Genomic DNA, 20,073 nt, shown 5'->3' with positions numbered 1-20,073 from the left:
GCGCCCACCTCAGCCTCTTTCATATTTCGTGACGGTCTGCTCGATGGCGCCGAAGATCGAATGCCCGGCCTTGTCCTTCATCTCGATGCGGACGGTATCGCCAAAGCGCATGAACGGTGTTGTGGGTGCCCCCTTCTCGATGGTTTCGATGGTGCGTATTTCGGCGATGCAGGAGTAACCGGCGCCGCCTTGGGAAACCGGCTTGCCTGGGCCGCCGTCCAGCTTGTTGGAAACGGTGCCTGAGCCGATGATGGTGCCGGCTGAAAGTGGCCGGGTTTTCGCTGCATGGGCAACGAGCTGGCCAAAATCGAAGGTCATGTCGATGCCGGCATTGGCGCGGCCGAACGGCTTGCCGTTGAGATCGACCAGAAGCGGCAGGTGCAGCTTGCCGCCGTCCCATGCCTCGCCAAGCTCCTCCGGCGTAACGGCAACCGGCGAGAAGGCTGAAGACGGCTTGGACTGGAAGAAGCCGAACCCCTTGGCGAGCTCCGCCGGGATCAGGCCGCGCAGGGAGACGTCGTTGACCAGCATGACGAGGCGGATGGCGGCGCGGGCTTCCTCGACCGTCGCGCCCATCGGTACGTCATCGACGATGACGGCGATCTCGGCCTCCATGTCGATGCCGTAGGATTCGTCGGCCATGACGATCGGGTCGCGGGGACCAAGAAAACTGTCGGAGCCGCCCTGATAGATCAAGGGCTCGGTCCAGAACGTCGCCGGCATCTCGGCGTTGCGGGCCTTGCGCACCAGTTCGACGTGGTTGACGTAGGCCGAACCATCCGCCCATTGGAAAGCCCGCGGCAGCGGCGAGGCGGCGGCGTGCTCGTGAAACCGCATCGAGGGCTGTGAGCCAGTTTCCATACCTTCCGCGACTTCGGCCAGGCGCGGCCCCACATATTCCCAGTCGTCCAGCGCTGCCTGCAGCGTGCGGGCGATATGGCCGACCTCCGAGCAGCGGGTGAGATCCTTCGAGACGACGATCAACCGGCCATCGCGGGTGGAATCCTTGAGGGTTGCGAGTTTCATGGTTTTAACTTCCGTTGTTTATTCACAAGTAGACGACCGGCCTGTTCGATTGCCGGGTTGCCCCTCACCCTAGCCCTCTCCCCGCACGCGGGGAGAGGGGACGACGGAGGCTACCGCTTGTTCCTTCTCCCCGTTTGCGGGGAGAAGGTGCCCGACAGGGCGGATGAGGGGCCATTGTATTTAGAAAGTTTGCCTCACTTGATGCCCGGCGTGCCGTCGAACCTGCGCTCCAGGCCGTCCCAGCATTCGAGATAATTGTCCTGCAATGTCTCGAGTTCGGCGGCGTAGCGGGTCAGCTGCTGCGGGTAGCGGGTCTCGAACATGAAGGCCATGGTGTGGTCGAGCTTGACCGGCTTGAGATCGACGTTCGACGCCTTTTCGAAGCCGGGCGCATCCGGCCCATGCGGCAGCATCATGTTGTGCAGGCTCATGCCGCCGGGCACGAAACCTTCTTCCTTGGCATCGTACTGGCCGTGGATGAGGCCCATGAATTCGCTCATGATGTTGCGATGATACCAGGGCGGGCGGAACGTGTGTTCGGCCACCAGCCAGCGCGGCGGGAAGATGACGAAATCGACATTGGCGGTGCCCGATTCCTCCGTCGGCGCCGTCAGCACGGTGAAGATCGACGGGTCGGGATGATCAAACAGGATGGCACCGACCGGCGAGAAGGTTCTGAGGTCGTATTTGAACGGCGCGTAGTTGCCGTGCCAGGCGACGACGTCGAGCGGCGAATGGCCGATCTCGGTGACATAGAACTTGCCGCACCATTTGACATGGACGCGGCACGGTATTTCCTTGTCCTCATAGGCTGCGACCGGCGTCTTGAAGTCGCGCGGATTGGCGAGGCAATTGGCACCGATGGGCCCGCGATCCGGCAGCGTGAACTTGGCGCCGTAGTTCTCGCAGATATAGCCGCGCCATTCGGAGCCTTCGCCGAGGCGCGAGACCTTGAACATCATGCCGCGCGGGATGAGGCAGATCTCGGATGGTTCGGCATCGATGATGCCCATTTCGGTGAAGACGCGGATGGCCCCAAGCTGCGGCACGACCAGCAGTTCGCCGTCGGCATTGAAGAAGTAGTCGTCGATCATGTCTTCATTGAAGACGTAGGCATGCGCCGCCATGCCGACCTGGGTCATGACATCGCCCGCAGCCGTCATCGTGCGGATGCCTGAGAGGAAGTTGAGCTTTTCCGTTGGCGCCGGGATCGGGTTCCAGCGGAGCTGGCCGAGCGGCAGCGAGTGGTCGTCCAGGCAGGGGGCCGATTTCCAGAAGGGGTAGCTGGCATTGGAGAAGCGACGGGTATGGCGCACGCTCGGGCGGATGCGGTAGAGCCAGGAGCGCTCGTTGGTGCCGCGCGGTGCGGTGAAGGGCGAGCCGGAGAGCTGTTCGGCATAGAGCCCGTAGTTGCATTTCTGCGGACTGTTCTGGCCCTGCGGCAGTGCGCCCGGCAGAGATTCGGTCTCGAAGTCGTTGCCGAAGCCCGGCATATATTGCGGACTGTTGGCCACCGCGTCGACAACGACGGCCCGGGTTTTCTCCAGCATGGCTTGCACCTCCTCCGAGAGTATGGTTACAAATGTAACTGTCTATTTTGTAACTATCAAGGAAGCCATGGACGCGATTGACTTCGATCTGGAACAGTTCCTGCCATTTCGCCTCAATCGGGCAGCGGAATTCATCGCCCTGCGCTTTGCCGGCGCCTACAAGGCCAAATACGGTCTGACGCGGCCGGAATGGCGGACGCTGGCGGCGCTCGGGAGCTCAGGGCGGATGACTGCGACCGAGGTCGGCGCCCACTCGACCATGCACAAGACCAAGGTCAGCCGTGCCGTCTTCGCGCTGGAGGAACGTCGCTGGCTGAAGAGGACGCAGCATGAAGACGACCGCCGCGTAGAGCATCTGGAATTGACCGCTGCTGGAGCCAAGGCCTATCGGGAACTGACGAGGCTGGCGCGCGACTATTCGGCAGAACTCGAAACGCTGCTGGGAAAGGATGGCCTTAAAGCGCTATCGTCCGGGCTGGCCGCCGTTGAAGGCGTAATGGCGAAGCCGCGCTGATGATGCGCGTCAGTGCCTGCCGCGTTGACGCACCGGCAATCCCTGAAAATCCTTCAGCGTCGCCAGCACGATCGAGGTCTTGACGTGCTGCACGCTGTCATGCGGCAAGAGCACATCGTTGACGAAGTGCGAAAGCCCGGAAAGGTCATAGGTCACGACCTTGAGGTGATAGTCCATCTCGCCGGTCAGGGCGTAGCATTCCAGCACTTCCGGCAGGTCGGCGATCAGGGCTGCGAAGCGCTTGGCATTGTCGCGATTGTGGGTCGCAAGCGTAACGGCGATCACCACCATGAGATCGAGCCCCAGCCTGGCGCGGTCGAGCACCGCCCGGTAGCTGTGGATGAACCCTTCCGCCTCCAGTCTCGCCCGCCGTCTGGAGCATTGCGACGGTGACAGGGCGATCCGTTCCGATAGTTCGTTGTTGGTCAGGCGGCCGTCACCCTGCAATTCGGCGAGGATTTTCAGGTCATATCCATCCATCTGTTCCATTCGTGCAGATATCCTCAATAGAATGCATGAACCGTGCGCATAATTCCGATAGTATGCGCAAGAATGCAAGAACAATGCATGAAATTTGCGTCATGATGATCCTCGACATGGAGTTCAGAGGAGAGAACCATGGGACCCTTCCCGCATGATGCACCGCCGACAGGCATCACCACCGAAAACCCGGCCGGTACCGACGGTTTCGAGTTTGTCGAGTTTGCCCATCCCGAGCCGGAGAAACTGCGCGAGCTTTTCACCCGCATGGGCTACCGTTGCGTTGCCCAGCACCGCGCCAAGGACATCAGCGTCTGGCGCCAGGGCGATATCAACTACATCCTGAATGCCGAACCGGGCAGCCATGCCATGCGTTTCGTCGGCGATCACGGCCCCTGCGCGCCGTCGATGGCCTGGCGTGTCGTCGATGCCAGACATGCTTTCGAGCACGCCGTATCGAAGGGCGCGACGGCCTATGAAGGCAACGACAAGGCGCTTGACGTGCCGGCCATCATCGGCATTGGCGGGTCGCTGCTCTATTTCATCGAAACCTACGGCAAGAAGGGTTCGCCTTACGACGCCGAGTTCGAATGGCTGGGCGAGCGCGATCCGAAGCCGGAAGGCGTCGGCTTCTATTATCTCGATCACCTCACCCATAACGTCTATCGCGGCAACATGGACACGTGGTGGGATTTCTACCGCGAGCTGTTCGGTTTCAAGCAGATCCACTTCTTCAATATCGACGGACGCATCACGGGTCTGACGAGCCGGGCGATCACCTCGCCCTGCGGCAAGATCCGCATTCCGCTGAACGAATCCAAGGACGATACCAGCCAGATCGAGGAATATCTGCGCAAATACAAGGGCGAGGGCATCCAACACATCGCCGTTGGGACGGACGGCATCTACGAGGCGACCGACAAGCTGGCCGACAACGGCCTGAAGTTCATGCCCGGCCCGCCGGACACCTATTACGAACTCTCGCATGACCGCGTAAACGGCCATGACGAACCGATCGAGCGCATGAAGCAGCACGGTATCCTGATCGACGGCGAGGGCGTGGTCGATGGTGGCCTGACCCGCATCCTGTTGCAGATTTTCTCGAAGACGGTGATCGGCCCGATCTTCTTCGAATTCATCCAGCGCAAGGGCGATGAAGGGTTCGGCGAAGGAAACTTCCGCGCGCTGTTCGAATCGATCGAGGCGGACCAGATCCGGCGCGGCGTGCTGCATCCGGCCGCTGCTGAGTAAACGAAGGCCTTCACGTCACGAGCCCCGCCGGTTTGAAGCCGGTGGGGCTTTGGGCGTTTTGAGTTCGGGTGGCATCCTTCGTTGCATTCTAGCCAAACGTCATCGTGCAGTCAGGGGATGGTGATATCCGTCTTCCGATGCTCGTCGTTGTCTCGCTTTGAGACGCATGGAAAGATTTTATTAAGCATAAGCATCGCCCATCGGGGGGAAATCGCACAATCGGCATTATTCTGGCATGGTGGCCGTCATGGCTGGTATCATGAACGCAGTGATACGGAATCAGTGCGATGGATGACTTACAGGCGAGACTGGCGTCCCTGCGGGATGACACGGAAGCCTTTATAGCGCTCTACGACCAGCGGGATCGCCTGCGCTATGCCAACAGGGCTTTTCGCGCGGCCTTCGCGCTGAATGAGACGGAAACGCCGCTCTGGCCGGATCTGATGCGGCGAAATCATGCCCTCGGTCTCGGCACTGTCATCAGCGTGCCGGACTTCGAGGCCTGGGTCGTCTCCGCGCAGTCGCGGCGCGGCAAGGTGCCGTTCAGGGCGTTCGAGACCGATTTGGTCGATGGCCGCTGGCTCTGGATGACCGAGACCGTTGATCGCAGCGGCTGGATGCTGTGCATTGCCAATGACATCACCCATTTGCGCGCCGATGAACGAACCCTGCGGCAGGATCGCGATTTTGCCGTTAAGGCATCCCAGACCGACGAACTGACCGGTGTTTCCAACCGGCGCTACATGATGGCGCAGCTGGAAGCGATGATCCGCAGCCAGCCGGCGGATGGTCCCGTCAGCGGCTGCATATCCATCCTCGATATCGACTTCTTCAAGGGCATCAACGATCTCTACGGCCATCAGACCGGCGACGAGATCCTTTTGGACTTTGCCCGCCGGGTCCATCCGATCGTCCGGCGGCATGATTGCTTCGGCCGAATCGGCGGTGAGGAATTCATGCTGATCTTACCGGAGACGACACTGGCCGAAGGGGAATGGATCGTCGATCGGGTTCTGGAAACGGTGCGCACAGCCCGCCCGCTGCTCTCAGTGCCGCTGTTTTCCTACACCTGTTCCGCTGGAATTGCTGCCCTGCGACCGGGTGAGACGGCAAAGGAAATCTATTCGCGCGCCGATGCGGCTCTTTACGATGCCAAGCATTCCGGTCGCGACCGTATGGCGGTTGGCGCACGCTGACTTATTGCGACAGTGCTTCCAGGCCGGGTGCGGTTCGGGTTACCGCGAATTCGGTGATGTCGTAATCGGCAACGCCATGGATGGTGAACGGATCCGCCGCAACACGTGCATCGATTTCAGCTCGGGTGCCGCGTGCGAAGATGATCCCGCCGGTGCGCGGGATCTTCCGACCCGATGCGAGAAAGACGCCGCTGTCATAGCCGTCCTTCACCCAGTCCATATGCGGTTCGATATGGCGGTCCACCTCGGAGAGTTCGGCCGTGTAGGTCAGCGACAGGATGAACATGGTCAGTTCTCGGTCAAGAGTTGGGCGCGGATCAACCCGCGTAGCGAATTGCCCATGTACAGTGTGCCGCTCTGCAGGTCGGCCAGCGTCAAGCGCTGGATGCGGGCGCGGCGGGTACAGATCATTTCGGTTCGCAGCACGCCGGCTAGCAGCCCGCAGGAAATCGGCGGTGTTTTCAGGATGCCGGAACCGTCGTCGAGAAAGATCGAGGTGATGGTTCCTTCGCAGGGCTCGCCCTTTTCGTTGAGCAACAGGACTTCATCGGCAGCCGCGGGCGGATATTCGCCCCGCGCCGCCTCGTAAACAGCGCGCCGGGTGGTCTTGTGGCGCAGGAGCTTGTTGGCCGAATCGAGGCGGGCCGAGGCGATCGCGACGTGCCAGATGGTATTTTCGGGCAGTGGTGTGAAGGGCGCGGTGGTGATGGCGATCTCGCCGGCGGGGCTGAGGGTGAGGCGGATGCGGAGAGGGAATTGATCATTGGTTGTCCTGGCGGGGTTACCCCCCTCTGTCGGCCGGGCCGACATCTCCCCCTCAAGGGGGGAGATCAATCCGGAATGGGCTTTCGGGGGGGATGTATCCTGAGCGATCTCCCCCCTTGAGGGGGAGATGCCCGACAGGGCAGAGGGGGGTAAGCTTTCCCCAAGCGCTTCCGCCAGTTTTTCCTCCGCCCGTGCGGCTCCCACAAATCCCAGCCGTCCTGCCGAGCGCTTCAGCCGCGCCAGATGCAGCCGCAGGCGGATGATGCCGGCGCCGGGTTCCCATCGCATCGTCTCGATCAGCGAAAAATCCATCATCGTTCGATCCAGATATCGCCAATCGCGAAGCGGGCCTTCAGCAGGCATTCCTCGTATTCAGCCTCGGCGGTCGAATCGAAGACGATGCCGCCGCCGACGTTGAAGATGGCCTCGCCATCCGGAAAGAGAGACAGGGTGCGGATTGCGACGTTGAAGCGCATGGTGCCATCCGGCGCGATGAAGCCGATCGAGCCGCAATAGGCATCGCGCGGTCCGTCTTCCAGATCATGCAGGATTTCCATTGCCCGCATCTTTGGCGTGCCGGTGACGGAACCGCAGGGGAACAGCGCTTGGAAAATCTGCATGATACCGATATCGGGCAGAAGCTTTGCGCGGACATGGCTGACCATCTGGTGCACGGTCGGATAGGTCTCGATGTCGAACAGTCTCGGCACGTCGAGCGTGCCCACCTCTGCGATGCGGGAAATGTCGTTGCGCAGGAGATCGACGATCATCCGGTTCTCGGCCTGGGACTTCGGATCCTCGCGCATTTCGCGGATCAATTCCCGGTCTTCCTCGGGTGTTGCGCCGCGCCGGGCCGTGCCCTTCATCGGATGCGTCTCGATCCAGCCGTCCTTGTCGACGCGGAAGAACAGTTCGGGCGAGCGCGACAGGAGGATAGGACCGTCGAGCGAAACCAGCGCGCCATATTTCACCGGCTGCCGTTCGATCAGCGACCAGAAGGCGGCAAGCGGATCGCCATTCCAGCGCGCGCTGACCGGCATGGTCAGGTTCGCCTGGTAGCAATCGCCCTGCCGCAGGTGCCGGTGCAGCCGGTCGAAGCGCTCCTTGTAGGCTCCGAAGTTCCAGCTTGCGCGGGGCTCGGTGATGAACGGCTCGTTCTCGATGCGGCGGCGGGGCTCTGTGAGCGGATGTTCTTGCGCGGGCCCGTCGAAGACGCCGAAGGACATCAGCGGGGTGCGGCGGTTTTCCCCAGCGAAGGGGGCAAGCTTCTTTTCGAAAAGATGCCCTGCCTCATAGCTCATGAAGCCGGCAAGCCATTTCCCGGCCTTGTGGGCGGCTTCCATTTCCTTGAGGCCGCGCCAGAAGTCCGCTTGCGTACGAGCGGTGATGACGCGCGACGGCTCGGCGAAGACAGTCGTCCTGTCTTCGCTGTCGTCCCGGAACAGGACATAGGGGCCGGTGTCGGTCATGCCTTTGGTCGCCGATCGAGGTCTTGATTACGCCTGTCTATCAAGCGCCTCAAGCTCGTCGATCAGCCCTTCCAGCATCGACAGGCCCTGTGCCCAGAACGACGGATCGGTGGCATCCAGCCCGAAGGGGGCGAGAAGTTCGGAGTGATGCTTGGTGCCGCCGGCCTTCAAGAGCTCGAAATACTTCTGCTGGAAGCCGGTTTCGGCCTTCTGGTAGACGGCATAGAGCGAGTTCACCAGGCAATCGCCGAAGGCATAGGCGTAGACGTAGAAGGGCGAATGGATGAAGTGGGGGATGTAGGCCCAATAGGTCTCGTAGCCCTCGGAAATCCGGATCGCGGGTCCAAGGCTTTCCGTCTGCACCGACAACCAGAGCTCACCGATGTCGTCGGCCGTCAGTTCGCCGTTTTTCCGCGCAGTGTGGACCTTGCGCTCGAATTCATAAAAGGCAATCTGGCGCACGACCGTGTTGATCATGTCCTCGACCTTCTGGGCGAGCATGGCCTTGCGTTCGCGCTTGTCCTTGGTCTTGTCCAGAAGTGCGCGGAAGGTCAGCATCTCGCCGAAGACAGAGGCGGTTTCGGCGAGCGTCAGCGGCGTCGAGGCCATCAGGGCGCCCTGGCCGCCGGCCAGAACCTGGTGCACGCCGTGGCCGAGTTCATGGGCGAGCGTCATCACGTCGCGCGGCTTGCCCATGTAGTTGACCAGCACATAGGGATGCGCGGACGGCACGGTGGGGTGCGCGAAGGCGCCGGGCGCCTTGCCCGGACGCACCGGCGCGTCGATCCAGCCGCCATCGAAGAAGCGGCGGGCGATATCGGCCATTTCCGGCTCGAAGCCATTATAGGCCGACAGCACGGTTTCCTTGGCTTCGCTCCAGGGAATGAGCGATGTCGGGGTTTCCGGAAGCGGCGCGTTACGGTCCCAGAATTCCATCTGTTCCATTCCGAGCCACCTGGCCTTCATCGCGTAATAGCGGTGCGACAGGCGCGGATAGGCGTCCTTCACGGCAGCGGCCAGCGCATCGACCACGTCGCGCTCGACGCGGTTGGCCAGATGCCGGCTGTCGGCGATGTCGGTAAAGCCGCGCCAGCGGTCGGAGATTTCCTTGTCCTTGGCGAGCGTGTTGGTGATCAGCGTGAAGGTGCGGATATTGGCCTTGAAGGTCTCGGCCAACGCCTGAGCCGCTTTCCTGCGGATGGCCGGGTCGGCTTCCTGCAACATGCTCAGTGTCACTTCGAGCGGCAGCTCCTCGCCGTCGACATTAAAGGTCAGCGACGCCATCGTCTCGTCGAACAGGCGGTTGAAGGCGCTGGCACCGGTCATGGATTTTTCGAGGAAGAGCTGCTCCAGCTTGTCGTCGAGCTGGTAGGGCTTGTCCATGCGCAGGTCGACGATCCACGGCTTGTAGTGTGCCGCCAGCGCATCGTTTTCGATTGCCGTGTCGATGACGGCGTCCTCGATCCGGTTCATTTCCAACGAAAAGAACAGGAGATGGCTGGCCATGTCCGTCAGCTTCGACTGGGCGTCGCCATAGAGCTTGCCGTTGGCCGGATTGGACGTGTCGGAGAAATAGGTGAGGCCGGCAAAGGAGCCGATCTTGCCCATCAGATCCTCGAGCGCTTCGAATTCCCTGACCGCCGCGCCGATACCCTCATCGCCCGAAAGTGTTGCGGCTTGCGCGAGCTTGCCCTTCCATTTGGTCTCGAATGCCAGCGACATGGTCTCGGCCTTCGCCATGTCGCCGAGATATTCCTGAGATGTGGCCGAAGGGTAGAGATCCTCCAGTTTCCAGGACGGCAGATCGCCGAGAAGTGCCGCTTCGGCAGCCACTGAAGAGGCGGCATGGGCAACGCGCGAGGAGGGCTGGAAAGAGGGAAGATGATGCATGAGCGGTCACTCTTTTTGTCGATGCCGGCCCAGACGGGGACGGCGAAGCAGAGGGCGGATATGGGGCCATGACCTAACGTCGGCAATGGATAAAATGCAAGCATTTCTCAAAAGAGGATTTTCAGGCCTTTCTGACAGGAATGCTTCTCACGATACGGCACATGACGTGGCGATCGGGTTCTACGCGGAAAGCAGGAGGCCTTCATGACATCCCAAATTCTCGTCATCGATGACGATCCGGTCCAGCGCCGGCTGCTGACGAACATGATCGAGCGTCTCGGCCATATCGCGCATCTCGCCGACAACGGCCGCAGCGGTCTTGAGCTTCTTGAGCGCAAGCGCGGCCTGATCAGCGTCATCCTGCTCGACCTGATGATGCCGGAAATGAACGGCCATGGTTTTCTCGAAGCGATCGCCGAGCGCGGCATCGAAACGCCCGTCATCGTGCAGACGGGGCAGGGCGGCATCGAGACGGTGGTCATGGCGATGCAGGCCGGCGCCTTTGATTTCGTCGTCAAGCCGGTGTCGCCCGAACGCCTCTCCGTTGCCATCACCAACGCCCTGAAGCTGGAGCACCGCGACAGCAGGGGACGTGCACCGAAACGCTCGCGCAGCGGCTCTGTCGGTTTCGACGACATCGTATCGGCAAGTCCGGCGATGATCCGGGTGCTGGATCTTGCGCGCCGTGCCGCGCAGTCGAATATCCCGATCGTTCTCGAAGGCGAATCCGGCGTCGGCAAGGAAATGGTCGCCCGCGCCATCCAGCATGCGAGCGAGCGCGCCAACAAGCCTTTCGTCACGGTCAACTGCGGCGCCATCCCGCACAATCTGGTCGAAAGCATTCTGTTCGGCCATGAGAAGGGTGCCTTTACCGGCGCCACCGAAAAACATTCCGGCAAATTCGCCGATGCCGACGGCGGCACGCTGTTCCTCGACGAGATCGGCGACCTGCCGCTCGAGGTCCAGGTGAAGCTTCTGCGTGCGGTCCAGCAGGGCGAGATCGAGACGATCGGTGCCCGCCATCCGCAGAAGGTCAACGTCCGGCTGATCTCGGCCACCAACAAGGACCTGATCAACGAAGTGCGCGAAGGCCGCTTCCGCGAGGACCTCTATTACCGGCTGAACGTTTTCCCGATCGCCATGCCGGCGCTGCGCAAGCGCAAGGAGGACATTCCGGTGCTGGTGCGCACCTTCGTCGAGCGTTTCGCACTGGAGCAGCGGCTGGCGGCGTCGCTTTCGGTTTCAAGCGGCGCGATGGCGCTGCTGACCGCCTATGACTGGCCCGGCAATATCCGTCAGCTGGAAAATGCCATTTTCCGGGCGGTCGTTCTGGCCGAAGGCGCGGAATTGTCGGTCAAGGATTTCCCGCAGATCGCCACGCAGATTCCCGGCTACGTCGTCGCCGAGAAGTCCGGCTTTACCTGGGAAGAAACCGGGCCCTCCAGAACGCCGGTGGTGGAAGCCGATCATCTGCCGCCGGTCTACCCGCATTTCAGCGCCGCCGAGAGAGCGGAAGCGCGACATGCGGCCGAGCATCACCCCGAAAACGCGATCGCGAGCGTCGACGACGGTGGAAATGTGCGAAAGCTGGCCGATGTGGAAGAGGAGCTGATTCGTTTCGCCCTCAAATTCTACCGCGGACAGATGAGCCAGGTGGCGCGAAAACTCGGGATCGGACGCTCGACATTGTACCGTAAACTCAAGGATTATGGCATTAATCCGGACGATCCCTTCAGCGAGGCCGCTTAAAAGTAGGGATAACAATCCATCAAAGTCCGTCGTATTTGGCTGGTGTCGTTTAGACCTTGTTAGTGAACCATTCACTATATTATAAGGATAACCGATGACTGTGGCATATATGCCATGCTGTCACCGCATTTGACAGCCATCTGATCAGCCACGGGACGCGTTGTCCGTCGGACGGGGATTGAGTTTGCAAAATTTGTTCGGATTCAAGAAGCCTAACGGCTCCGTGATAACCCGCTTTTGCGCCGCGGTGGCCCTTAAGATGCCGCGTGTTCTCGCATCGCTTCTGATCGCAGCCTCCATGGTCACCCCCGGCATGGCGCCTCCTGTCGAGGCTGCCGGTCAGACGCGCACGCTCAAACTCTATTTCATCCACACCCAGGAAAAGGCCTCGATCACGTTCAAGCGCAATGGCCGCTATGACGCCAAGGGCCTGCAGCAGATCAACCGTTTCCTGCGCGACTGGCGCCGCAACGAGCCGACGACGATGGATCCGCGTCTTCTCGACCTCGTCTGGGAAGTCTACCAGAAGAGCGGATCGCGCGACTATATCCACGTGGTTTCCGCCTACCGTTCGCCTGCCACCAACGGCATGCTGCGGTCGCGCTCCAAGGGCGTCGCCAAGAAAAGCCAGCACATGCTCGGCAAGGCGATGGATTTCTACCTGCCCGACGTCAAGCTGAAGACGCTGCGCGAAATCGGCATGAAGTTCCAGGTGGGCGGCGTCGGCTATTACCCGACCTCCGGCTCGCCGTTCGTGCACATGGATGTCGGCGGCGTTCGCGCCTGGCCGCGCATGAGCCGCAACGAACTCGTGCGGCTGTTCCCGGATGGAAAGACCATGCACGTGCCGGCCGATGGCAAGCCTTTACCCGGTTATGAGGTTGCTGTTGCCGACTACAAGCGCCGAGTGGGCGCCAGCGCCATCGAAGTCGCCGGCGGCGGCTCCAAGGGCCCGGGCGACAAGGATACCAAGCGCAAGGGCAATCTGTTCGCCATGCTGTTCGGCGGCGGCGGCGACGAGGATGAAGAACCCAACGCAATTGCCAGCGCCGATCTCGAAGGTGCGGACGAGCAGCCGGCGGCAAAGACCAAGGTCACGCAGGTTGCGGCGGCTGAACAGGCCCTCCCGGGCGTGGAAAATTCCGTCGAGCAGACAGCTGCTCAGCAAGCAGATACCCAGCAAAAGGACGTCGCGGCTCCGGTTCCGGGCGTAAGGCCAGCTTTCAAGGACGCCGACGCCGGCGTGCAGACGGCGCTGGTTGCGCCGACCAAGGATACGACGCAGGAAGCCTGGGCCGCAGCTTTGCCGGCGCCAGCTGCGACCGAAGGCGAATATGCCGACTTGAGCGCGTATAAGATTCCGGTGCCGCAGATGCTCGGCAAGCGGGGAGCGAACGGTGATGCCGGCAGCGATACGCTGATGGCCTCGACGGATCCGAATGCGGCGGTGCTGCCTGAGGATGTCGCGGCGCTCGGCTTTGTTCCGGTTCCGGGTGCGCGCCCGGCGGGCGAGGAAGCCTTGATGGCCGTGGCCGACGCTGATGTCGCCGTACCGTCCTTTGCCGAACGGGTCCAGCCGCAGGCCGTTGCCTTGGCGCAGCAGCCGGTGGAAGCCGTTGCCGAGGCGCAGACGCGGGTTGCCCTTGCGCAGCCGACACAGCAGCAGCCGGTGGAAATGGCCGCTTTCGTGCCGCAGTCCGGCGCCGAAGCGCGCGCCGCGATCTTTGAGGATGCTTTCGACACCAATATTGAAGCTCCGGCCAAGGGCAAGCGTCCGAAAAAGCAGGAAGCCGACGCAGCGACCCGTTCGTCCGTTCGCACCGAGCCGAAGCTGACGCAGCAGATCATTTCCTCATGGGCCCTGACGAACGGCCGTATGGCAACCCTGTCGAAGCCGGTGAAAGCACCGCGTTTCGTCAGCAAGACGCTGCGTGCCTCGCCGACAACGGTCTATTCCGCCGGCTTCTCGAACGAGGCCGTATCCATAGACACAGCCCGGTTCAGCGGCAGTGCCGTGAATTTCCTGGAAGTGAAGAAGTTCAGCACCAACTGACGCGACAGATGCAAGAACAGACACAGGCCCGCTGGCGACGGCGGGCTTTTGCGTTCTGGCCATGCTTGGCTCTCAGGCCTCACGCGAACGTGTGCATGATGTGAGGTCTGGAGGTGCATCCCGTCTTTGACGGGCGTGGTAAAAGCGCTTTCGCCTTCCTATATCACCGTCATCTCTTTCGCTGGCCGCGCGTTTCCTCTGCCGCTGCAGTTCGCTGCGCGACGTGTTACGCATGCAATCGACGGCCGGAAAGGCGATCCCGCTGGAATGGACAAGGAGTGTGCGAATGCCCAAATACAGCAAGACCGCGGAAGCTATTTCCAAATTGTCTCCGGAACAGTATCGCGTCACGCAGGAAAGCGGCACGGAACGGCCGGGTACCGGGCAATATCTCGACAACAAGAAGCCCGGAATCTATGTCGACATTGTCTCGGGCGAGCCGTTGTTTGCGTCGTCCGACAAGTTTGAATCCGGATGCGGCTGGCCGAGTTTTACCAAACCGATCGATCCGGCGCACGTCGCCGAACTGCGCGATGCGACGCATGGCATGGTCCGGACCGAGGTCCGCTCGACCCACGGCGACAGCCATCTCGGACATGTCTTTAACGACGGCCCGCGCGATCGCGGCGGCCTGCGCTACTGCATCAATTCGGCCTCGCTCCGCTTTGTTGATCGCGACAAAATGGAGGCGGAAGGTTATGGTGACTATCTCGATCAGGTGGAGGATATCCGATGACAACTGAACGCGCAGTATTGGCCGGCGGCTGCTTCTGGGGCATGCAGGACCTTATCCGCCGTTATGACGGCGTGATTTCCACCCGGGTGGGCTATACCGGCGGCGACGTCAGGAATGCGACCTATCGCAACCATGGCAGCCATGCGGAGGGCATCGAGATCACCTTCGATCCGTCGCGGATCAGCTATCGCGACCTGCTGGAATTCTTCTTCCAGATCCATGATCCGTCGACGCTCAACCGCCAGGGCAATGACAGGGGCGCGAGCTACCGCTCGGCCATCTACTATACCAGCGACGAGCAGAAGCGCGTTGCAGCCGAAACCATTGCCGATGTCGATGCTTCAGGCCTTTGGCCGGGCAAGGTGGTGACGGAAGTCGAGCCCGTCGGTGATTTCTGGGAAGCGGAACCGGAGCATCAGGATTATCTTGAACGGATTCCGAATGGCTATACCTGCCATTTCGTCCGCCCGGGCTGGAAGCTGCCGCGCCGCGAGAAGAGCAGCGACGCCGCCTGAGGGGCATTTACGCTTGCCGTGGATGTGATTTCTGAAGAGTGAAAGGCCGGTCCTGTACCGGCCTTTTCAATATGCAGATGCTCACTGATGGGAGCATTGATACCTGACCGGATTATTCCGCGTCCGGCGCGTCGATCATGCCCAGCGCTGCGAGGTAGGTGTCGAGGATGGCTTCCTGTTCCATGCGCTCGTCCTTGTCCTGCTTGCGGATCGCGATGACCTTCTTGAGGATCTTGGTGTCGAAGCCGGTTCCCTTTGCTTCGCCGTACACATCCTTGATGTCGTCGGCGATGGTCTTCTTTTCTTCTTCCAGCCGTTCGATCCGCTCGATGAAAGAGCGAAGCTGATCGCGGGCGACGCCGTGGGCATCCGACATGGTCTTCTCCTTGTTGGGGGATGAATGGGGTTGGGGACTTTGAATTTGTGAGGCTGTGACCTGCCGTGAAGCGCGTTCAAGGTCAAGTGACATTGCGCAACATCACGCGGATTTCCGACCTTTGCGGGACTTAGCGGCGCTACTCCCTGGGCTTGTTCGCCTCAAAGGCCGCCTTTTGTTGGGCGGATGCCTCCTGCTGGTTCAGCGTCCGCCATTCCTCATAGGGCATGCCATAGACGATCTCGCGGGATTCTTCCTTTTCCAGCGGCACGCCGGCAGCGTTGGCTGCATCGCGATACCAGTTGGACAGGCAGTTGCGGCAAAAGCCGGCGAGGTTCATCAGGTCGATGTTCTGCACGTCGCTGCGTTCGCGCAGGTGGGAAACGAGGCGGCGAAAGGCCGCCGCTTCGAATTCAAGCTGTTGTTGCGGTGTCAGATCGGTCATCGTCTGTCTCTTTCTGCCGGTGTCAGAATGCGTAGGGTCCTGTGCGGGAAGGATAACGCCTGATCTCGTGCAATTCAGGGCGCGCGTTCAAATTGGCCAAAATCGGTCCCAGCCGCTTGTCCCATTCCGCCACGCCGCTGTCGTCGCCGATCAGGTCCTGGCGTACCTCGATCAGCGCGTGGGCAATGCCGGTTTCCATGCAGTGGCGGAACATCGTATCGCCACGCAGGGCGCCATCGTATGGCTCGTTGTCGCCCACCAGAACATCGCCCGAAGCCGCAAGCGCCTCGATCAGCGGATGGACCGCGCGTGGATCGCTGTCCCAGAGAACGGCGGCATGCCAGGGGCGAGGCACACCTTTCCAGGCGGGCGTGTAGGAATGAATGGAGATGACCAGCGGTGCCTTGCCGCTTGCCGCGCCGACCGCTGCGATGGTCTGCGAAACGGCGTGATGATACGGGCGGTGGAAACGATTGAGGCGGTTTTCCCATTCTTGCGGTGTGATCGGGTGATTGCCGGGAATGATGGCACCGTCGGAAATCTTCATGATCAGCGTCGGGTCGTCCTCACCCCTGTTCGGATCGATCAGCAAACGCGAAAAGCAGCTGAGCACGGCGGGAACGCCAAGCTGCGCGGCCAGCCGGCGGACGAGCGGCTCCACGCCGATATCATAGGCGATGTGCCGAGCGAAGGCGCTTTGCGGAAGACCGAGCCGGCCATATTCCGGCGGTAGCCGGTTCGTGGCGTGATCGGCCAGAAGCACCAGCCCGGCTGCATTGTTACCCTCAATGATCTCGAAAGGCGACGTTTCCGGCATACAGTATCAACTCGTTGCACACTTGACGAAATTTGATGGCATGCTGTGGCAGCAATCGCAAGACAATGGCGAAATTGCGATGTTTTGGTCAACAAAAAGCCGGATGTAATCGATTAGAGTCGCGTTGACATTCGAGCCCTAGCGTCGCAAGAAAGTGCCACGACAAATCACAACGGAGACCCATTGGAAACCGTGTCCAGATATCCTTTTTTCAGGCTGAATCTGCGGACCTGGTCCTTGAGCGCCACTCTCCTCTTCGTTCTGGCAGCGTTTTCGCCAGTTTTGATCGCGAGTGAAGCGCATGCCGAGTTCCGCGTCTGCAATGGCACCCAGAATCTGGTCGGCGTGGCCATCGGCTACAGGGCCAAGGAAGGCTGGATCACCGAAGGATGGTGGCAGGTTCCCGCGACCACCTGTGCGACCCTGATTGAGGGCGAACTCCAGTCACGATACTATTACCTCTACGCTGAGGATGCTGCCCGGGGTGGGCGTTGGACGGGCGATGTCAACATGTGCGTCGCCGAAAACGAGTTCAAAGTGACCGGCGTGCAGGACTGTTTCGCACGCGGTTTCCAGCGGATGGGGTTCAAGGAATACGACACGGGACGTCAGGGTAGCTGGATGGTTCAGTTGTCCGATACCCCAGGGACTCAAGAAAGCCACAACTGATGAAGCGGAATAGAAAAGTCAAAATCCTCGCAACGCTTGGACCTGCGTCCAACGAAGAAGAGATGATCCAGAAGCTGCATGAGGCGGGCGCTGATCTTTTCCGGATCAACATGAGCCATGCCAGCCACGACATGATGCGCACGCTGATCAAGCGCATCCGCAACGTCGAAGCGCGCTGCGGCCGCCCGATCGGCATCCTGGCCGACTTGCAGGGCCCGAAGCTGCGCGTCGGCAAGTTTGAAGCCGGCAAGGTCGATCTGGTCGCGGGCCAGACGTTCACACTGGACAGCAATGAGGCGCTTGGCGATGCCAAACGTGTCTTCCTGCCGCATCCGGAAATTTTCGAATCCGTCAAGGTTGGCCATCGCCTTCTGATCGACGACGGCAAGCTTCATCTGCGTGCGGAAAAATGCGACGGCAAGACGATCGTCTGCACCGTGGTTTCCGGCACGAAGATCTCCGATCGCAAGGGCGTGAGCCTGCCCGATACGTTGCTTGGCGTAGGTGCATTGACGGAAAAAGACCGCGCCGATCTCGACGCGGTTCTGGAAACCGAGGATGTCGACTGGGTTGCCCTGTCCTTCATCCAGCGGCCGGAGGATTTGTCCGAAGTCCGCAAGATTTCCCGCGGCCGCGTCGGCCTGATGTCGAAGATCGAAAAGCCGCAGGCGATCGAGCGGATCGACGAGATCATCGAGCTTTCCGACGCGCTGATGGTTGCCCGTGGTGACCTGGGCGTGGAAATGCCGCTCGAAGCCGTTCCGGGCCTGCAGAAACAGCTGATCCGTGCGGCCCGCCGCGCCGGCAAGCCGGTCGTCGTCGCCACGCAGATGCTGGAATCGATGATCACGGCACCGGTTCCGACCCGCGCCGAAGTTTCCGACGTCGCGACCGCCGTGTTCGAAGGTGCCGACGCCATCATGCTGTCGGCTGAATCCGCCTCCGGCGACTATCCCGTCGAATCGGTTGCCACCATGGCGTCGATTGCCAGCAAGATCGAAACCGACCCGCATTATCCGGGCATCATCTACGCCCAGCGCACGCCGCCGGAAGCAACCGGCGCCGACGCGATTTCGCTGGCCGCTCACCAGATCGCCGAAACGCTCAAGCTCTCGGCCATCGTCTGTTATACCTCGTCCGGCACGACTGGCCTGCGGACCGCGCGCGAGCGCCCGCAGGTTCCGATCCTGGCCCTGTCGCCGGTCATCCAGACCGCCCGCCGCCTTGCCGTCGTCTGGGGTCTGCACTGCGTCGTAACCTCCGATGCGACCGACCTCGACGACATGGTCAACCGGGCATGCCGTATCGTCGCGACCGAAGGTTTCGGCAAGCCGGGCGACCGGGTGATCATTTCGGCCGGCGTGCCGCTCGGAACGCCAGGCGCCACCAACATGCTGCGCATTGCCTATATCGGTTCCGACGGCCTCAGCGGCGTCTGAGCAAAGCTTCACTGTTGAAAAAACCGCTGGATCACTCCGGCGGTTTTCTCATTTGTGGGGTACTCTCGGATGCCGATGCTGGCGGGTCATTGGTTCGGTTCCCTTCAAAGCATACAAGGGTATCCGAGCCAGGAAATCTTCAATTTCGCCGCAAAAGAATAAGCGCTGACTTGGTATTAACGACGGCTACAAGGTCACGCTTTGTCGTAGGTGAACGAGGTCAATAGCGTGGTCACGAAATTGCTGGCCTTTTCCTTGACGAGAACCTCGGTCCATTCATCCGTGCCGCGCAGCATCAGCCCGGTATAAATGCTGTCGACCGCAGCCTCTTCAATGCGCTTGATATGCGAGTGGAACGACGCCTCGTCACCGGTTTTGTACATGTCCCGGACCACCATCCGCAAAATTTCCTGGATGGCAATCTGCCAGGCTGTATTGATCGCCTGGAGTTCATTGGTTGGCTCTGTCATCGGATCTCCGGGGAATATCGCCCGCAGCAGCCGGTACGGCCATGTCAGCAGGCACAAAAAAAGGCCAGGCAATGATGCCTGACCTCGATTGGTAGTTTGCTTTCGACAGTGCCAGTACATCCGTGGTCAAAGGAAAGCGATTACCGATTATACGGCCTGCAGGTTGCAGGCAGACATCTTGCCCGACTTGCTGTCGCGCTCGAGGTCAAAGCCGATCTTCTGGCCTTCGACGATTTCGCGCATTCCGGCGCGCTCGACGGCAGAGATGTGGACGAACGCGTCAGCGCCGCCATTGTCAGGCTGAATGAAGCCGAAGCCCTTGGTGGAATTGAACCATTTAACTGTGCCAGTGGTCATGATGAACCCTTTCATAGCAATAAGAGACGACCGCGACGCAAATGCGCTGCGGATGGTGATAACGATTTTTGAAAGGAAGGTTCGTTCAGGGCGCGGTGCTAATCGCGCGGTAACCAAAGCTCAGCAAGCAAATATCGACAATGCGATGTATGGACTGCCTTCCAGCTGATGTCAACTTTTAGTTTTTCTCCAGACCGAAGTACAATCAATGCGAGCCTTGATCTTCTAGCACAATCTTCGCCCGCTTTTCGCCATCACGTTCGGAGCGACCTCACATTACGGATCTGTATGTCATTGATGTTTTGA

Annotated in this window: 21 protein-coding genes; 9 read left to right on the top strand and 12 right to left on the bottom strand. The window is 60.7% G+C overall.

Translation table 11 applies throughout. The features are described 5' to 3' along the window. Window positions 1–9 precede the first annotated feature (9 nt). Together J2Z75_RS12735 and hmgA are read right to left on the bottom strand one after the other, a co-directional pair. Window positions 10–1,026, bottom strand: coding sequence for a fumarylacetoacetate hydrolase family protein (locus J2Z75_RS12735; RefSeq protein ID WP_209852844.1), 1,017 nt, complete (start codon window positions 1,024–1,026; stop codon window positions 10–12). 194 nt (window positions 1,027–1,220) lie between these two features. After that, window positions 1,221–2,576, bottom strand: a complete 1,356-nt coding sequence (hmgA, locus tag J2Z75_RS12730; protein WP_209852842.1) for a homogentisate 1,2-dioxygenase — start codon at window positions 2,574–2,576, stop codon at window positions 1,221–1,223. A 67-nt stretch (window positions 2,577–2,643) separates the two neighbouring features. Between hmgA and J2Z75_RS12725 the strand changes: the two genes are divergently transcribed. Beyond that, the gene (locus J2Z75_RS12725) at window positions 2,644–3,090 is read left to right on the top strand and encodes a MarR family winged helix-turn-helix transcriptional regulator (protein ID WP_209852840.1); all 447 of its coding nucleotides are present in this window, start codon (window positions 2,644–2,646) and stop codon (window positions 3,088–3,090) included. Between the two features lie 9 nt (window positions 3,091–3,099). On the opposite strand, the gene J2Z75_RS12720 is transcribed toward J2Z75_RS12725, so the two are convergent. Beyond that, on the bottom strand, window positions 3,100–3,579 hold the full coding sequence (locus J2Z75_RS12720; protein WP_209852837.1) for an Lrp/AsnC family transcriptional regulator: 480 nt from the start codon (window positions 3,577–3,579) through the stop codon (window positions 3,100–3,102). 129 nt (window positions 3,580–3,708) lie between these two features. Between J2Z75_RS12720 and hppD the strand changes: the two genes are divergently transcribed. After that, complete coding sequence (gene hppD / locus J2Z75_RS12715; RefSeq protein ID WP_209852836.1) at window positions 3,709–4,821, top strand: 4-hydroxyphenylpyruvate dioxygenase; 1,113 nt, start codon at window positions 3,709–3,711, stop codon at window positions 4,819–4,821. A gap of 287 nt (window positions 4,822–5,108) precedes the next feature. Beyond that, complete coding sequence (locus tag J2Z75_RS12710; protein WP_209852834.1) at window positions 5,109–6,017, top strand: GGDEF domain-containing protein; 909 nt, start codon at window positions 5,109–5,111, stop codon at window positions 6,015–6,017. Between the two features lies 1 nt (window position 6,018). Here the strand turns inward: J2Z75_RS12710 and J2Z75_RS12705 are convergent, their stop codons facing one another. From J2Z75_RS12705 to J2Z75_RS12690, 4 genes are read right to left on the bottom strand one after another with little or no spacing between them, the layout of a single operon-like run. Further along, on the bottom strand, window positions 6,019–6,303 hold the full coding sequence (locus J2Z75_RS12705) for a YciI family protein (RefSeq protein WP_209852832.1): 285 nt from the start codon (window positions 6,301–6,303) through the stop codon (window positions 6,019–6,021). 2 nt (window positions 6,304–6,305) lie between these two features. Then, complete coding sequence (locus tag J2Z75_RS12700; protein WP_234937319.1) at window positions 6,306–7,097, bottom strand: aminotransferase class IV family protein; 792 nt, start codon at window positions 7,095–7,097, stop codon at window positions 6,306–6,308. Beyond that, complete coding sequence (locus J2Z75_RS12695; protein ID WP_209852829.1) at window positions 7,094–8,251, bottom strand: aminodeoxychorismate synthase component I; 1,158 nt, start codon at window positions 8,249–8,251, stop codon at window positions 7,094–7,096. Before J2Z75_RS12695 ends, J2Z75_RS12700 begins: the two co-directional genes overlap by 4 nt. 27 nt (window positions 8,252–8,278) lie before the next feature. After that, window positions 8,279–10,141 carry a M3 family oligoendopeptidase gene (locus J2Z75_RS12690; protein WP_209852826.1) on the bottom strand — a complete coding sequence of 621 codons (1,863 nt, stop codon included), beginning with the start codon at window positions 10,139–10,141 and terminating at the stop codon, window positions 8,279–8,281. Between the two features lie 204 nt (window positions 10,142–10,345). On the opposite strand from J2Z75_RS12690, the gene J2Z75_RS12685 reads away from it, so the two are divergent. The 4 genes from J2Z75_RS12685 to msrA all read left to right on the top strand — a co-directional run bounded on the left by J2Z75_RS12685 (window position 10,346) and on the right by msrA (window position 15,194). After that, entirely contained in the window at window positions 10,346–11,890 is a 1,545-nt protein-coding gene (locus tag J2Z75_RS12685) for a sigma-54-dependent transcriptional regulator (RefSeq protein WP_209852824.1), read from the top strand. Window positions 11,891–12,074: 184 nt separating this feature from the next. Next, window positions 12,075–13,943, top strand: coding sequence for a DUF882 domain-containing protein (locus J2Z75_RS12680; protein ID WP_209852822.1), 1,869 nt, complete (start codon window positions 12,075–12,077; stop codon window positions 13,941–13,943). Window positions 13,944–14,229: 286 nt separating this feature from the next. Next, on the top strand, window positions 14,230–14,679 hold the full coding sequence (gene msrB / locus J2Z75_RS12675; RefSeq protein ID WP_209852820.1) for a peptide-methionine (R)-S-oxide reductase MsrB: 450 nt from the start codon (window positions 14,230–14,232) through the stop codon (window positions 14,677–14,679). After that, the gene (msrA, locus tag J2Z75_RS12670) at window positions 14,676–15,194 is read left to right on the top strand and encodes a peptide-methionine (S)-S-oxide reductase MsrA (protein ID WP_209852818.1); all 519 of its coding nucleotides are present in this window, start codon (window positions 14,676–14,678) and stop codon (window positions 15,192–15,194) included. The genes msrB and msrA overlap by 4 nt, the downstream gene beginning before the upstream one ends. 112 nt (window positions 15,195–15,306) lie before the next feature. Here msrA and J2Z75_RS12665 read toward each other — a convergent pair whose 3' ends face one another. The 3 genes from J2Z75_RS12665 to J2Z75_RS12655 form a co-directional block, all read right to left on the bottom strand. Next, window positions 15,307–15,570, bottom strand: a complete 264-nt coding sequence (locus J2Z75_RS12665) for a DUF2312 domain-containing protein (protein ID WP_062584009.1) — start codon at window positions 15,568–15,570, stop codon at window positions 15,307–15,309. A 139-nt stretch (window positions 15,571–15,709) separates the two neighbouring features. Beyond that, window positions 15,710–16,015: a DUF1244 domain-containing protein gene (locus J2Z75_RS12660; RefSeq protein ID WP_209852806.1), complete on the bottom strand. Its 306-nt coding sequence runs from the start codon at window positions 16,013–16,015 to the stop codon at window positions 15,710–15,712. Between the two features lie 22 nt (window positions 16,016–16,037). Beyond that, window positions 16,038–16,832 (bottom strand): N-formylglutamate amidohydrolase, encoded by a 795-nt coding sequence (locus tag J2Z75_RS12655; protein ID WP_209852804.1) that lies wholly within the window; start codon window positions 16,830–16,832, stop codon window positions 16,038–16,040. A 192-nt stretch (window positions 16,833–17,024) separates the two neighbouring features. Between J2Z75_RS12655 and J2Z75_RS12650 the strand changes: the two genes are divergently transcribed. Both J2Z75_RS12650 and pyk read left to right on the top strand, forming a co-directional pair. Further along, window positions 17,025–17,501 carry a DUF1036 domain-containing protein gene (locus J2Z75_RS12650; RefSeq protein ID WP_209853377.1) on the top strand — a complete coding sequence of 159 codons (477 nt, stop codon included), beginning with the start codon at window positions 17,025–17,027 and terminating at the stop codon, window positions 17,499–17,501. After that, window positions 17,501–18,940, top strand: coding sequence for a pyruvate kinase (pyk, locus tag J2Z75_RS12645; RefSeq protein WP_209852801.1), 1,440 nt, complete (start codon window positions 17,501–17,503; stop codon window positions 18,938–18,940). Before J2Z75_RS12650 ends, pyk begins: the two co-directional genes overlap by 1 nt. Window positions 18,941–19,134: 194 nt before the next feature. On the opposite strand, the gene J2Z75_RS12640 is transcribed toward pyk, so the two are convergent. Together J2Z75_RS12640 and J2Z75_RS12635 are read right to left on the bottom strand one after the other, a co-directional pair. Further along, window positions 19,135–19,410, bottom strand: coding sequence for a hypothetical protein (locus J2Z75_RS12640; protein ID WP_209852798.1), 276 nt, complete (start codon window positions 19,408–19,410; stop codon window positions 19,135–19,137). 147 nt (window positions 19,411–19,557) lie between these two features. Next, a complete protein-coding gene (locus J2Z75_RS12635; RefSeq protein ID WP_209852795.1) occupies window positions 19,558–19,767 on the bottom strand; it encodes a cold-shock protein in 210 nt (69 codons plus the stop codon). Window positions 19,768–20,073: the final 306 nt, after the last annotated feature.

It is taken from the genome of Rhizobium herbae, from assembly GCF_017873135.1.
In the GTDB taxonomy this organism is placed as follows: Bacteria; Pseudomonadota; Alphaproteobacteria; order Rhizobiales; family Rhizobiaceae; genus Pararhizobium; species Pararhizobium herbae.
This window is presented reverse-complemented; position numbering and strand designations above follow the sequence as displayed.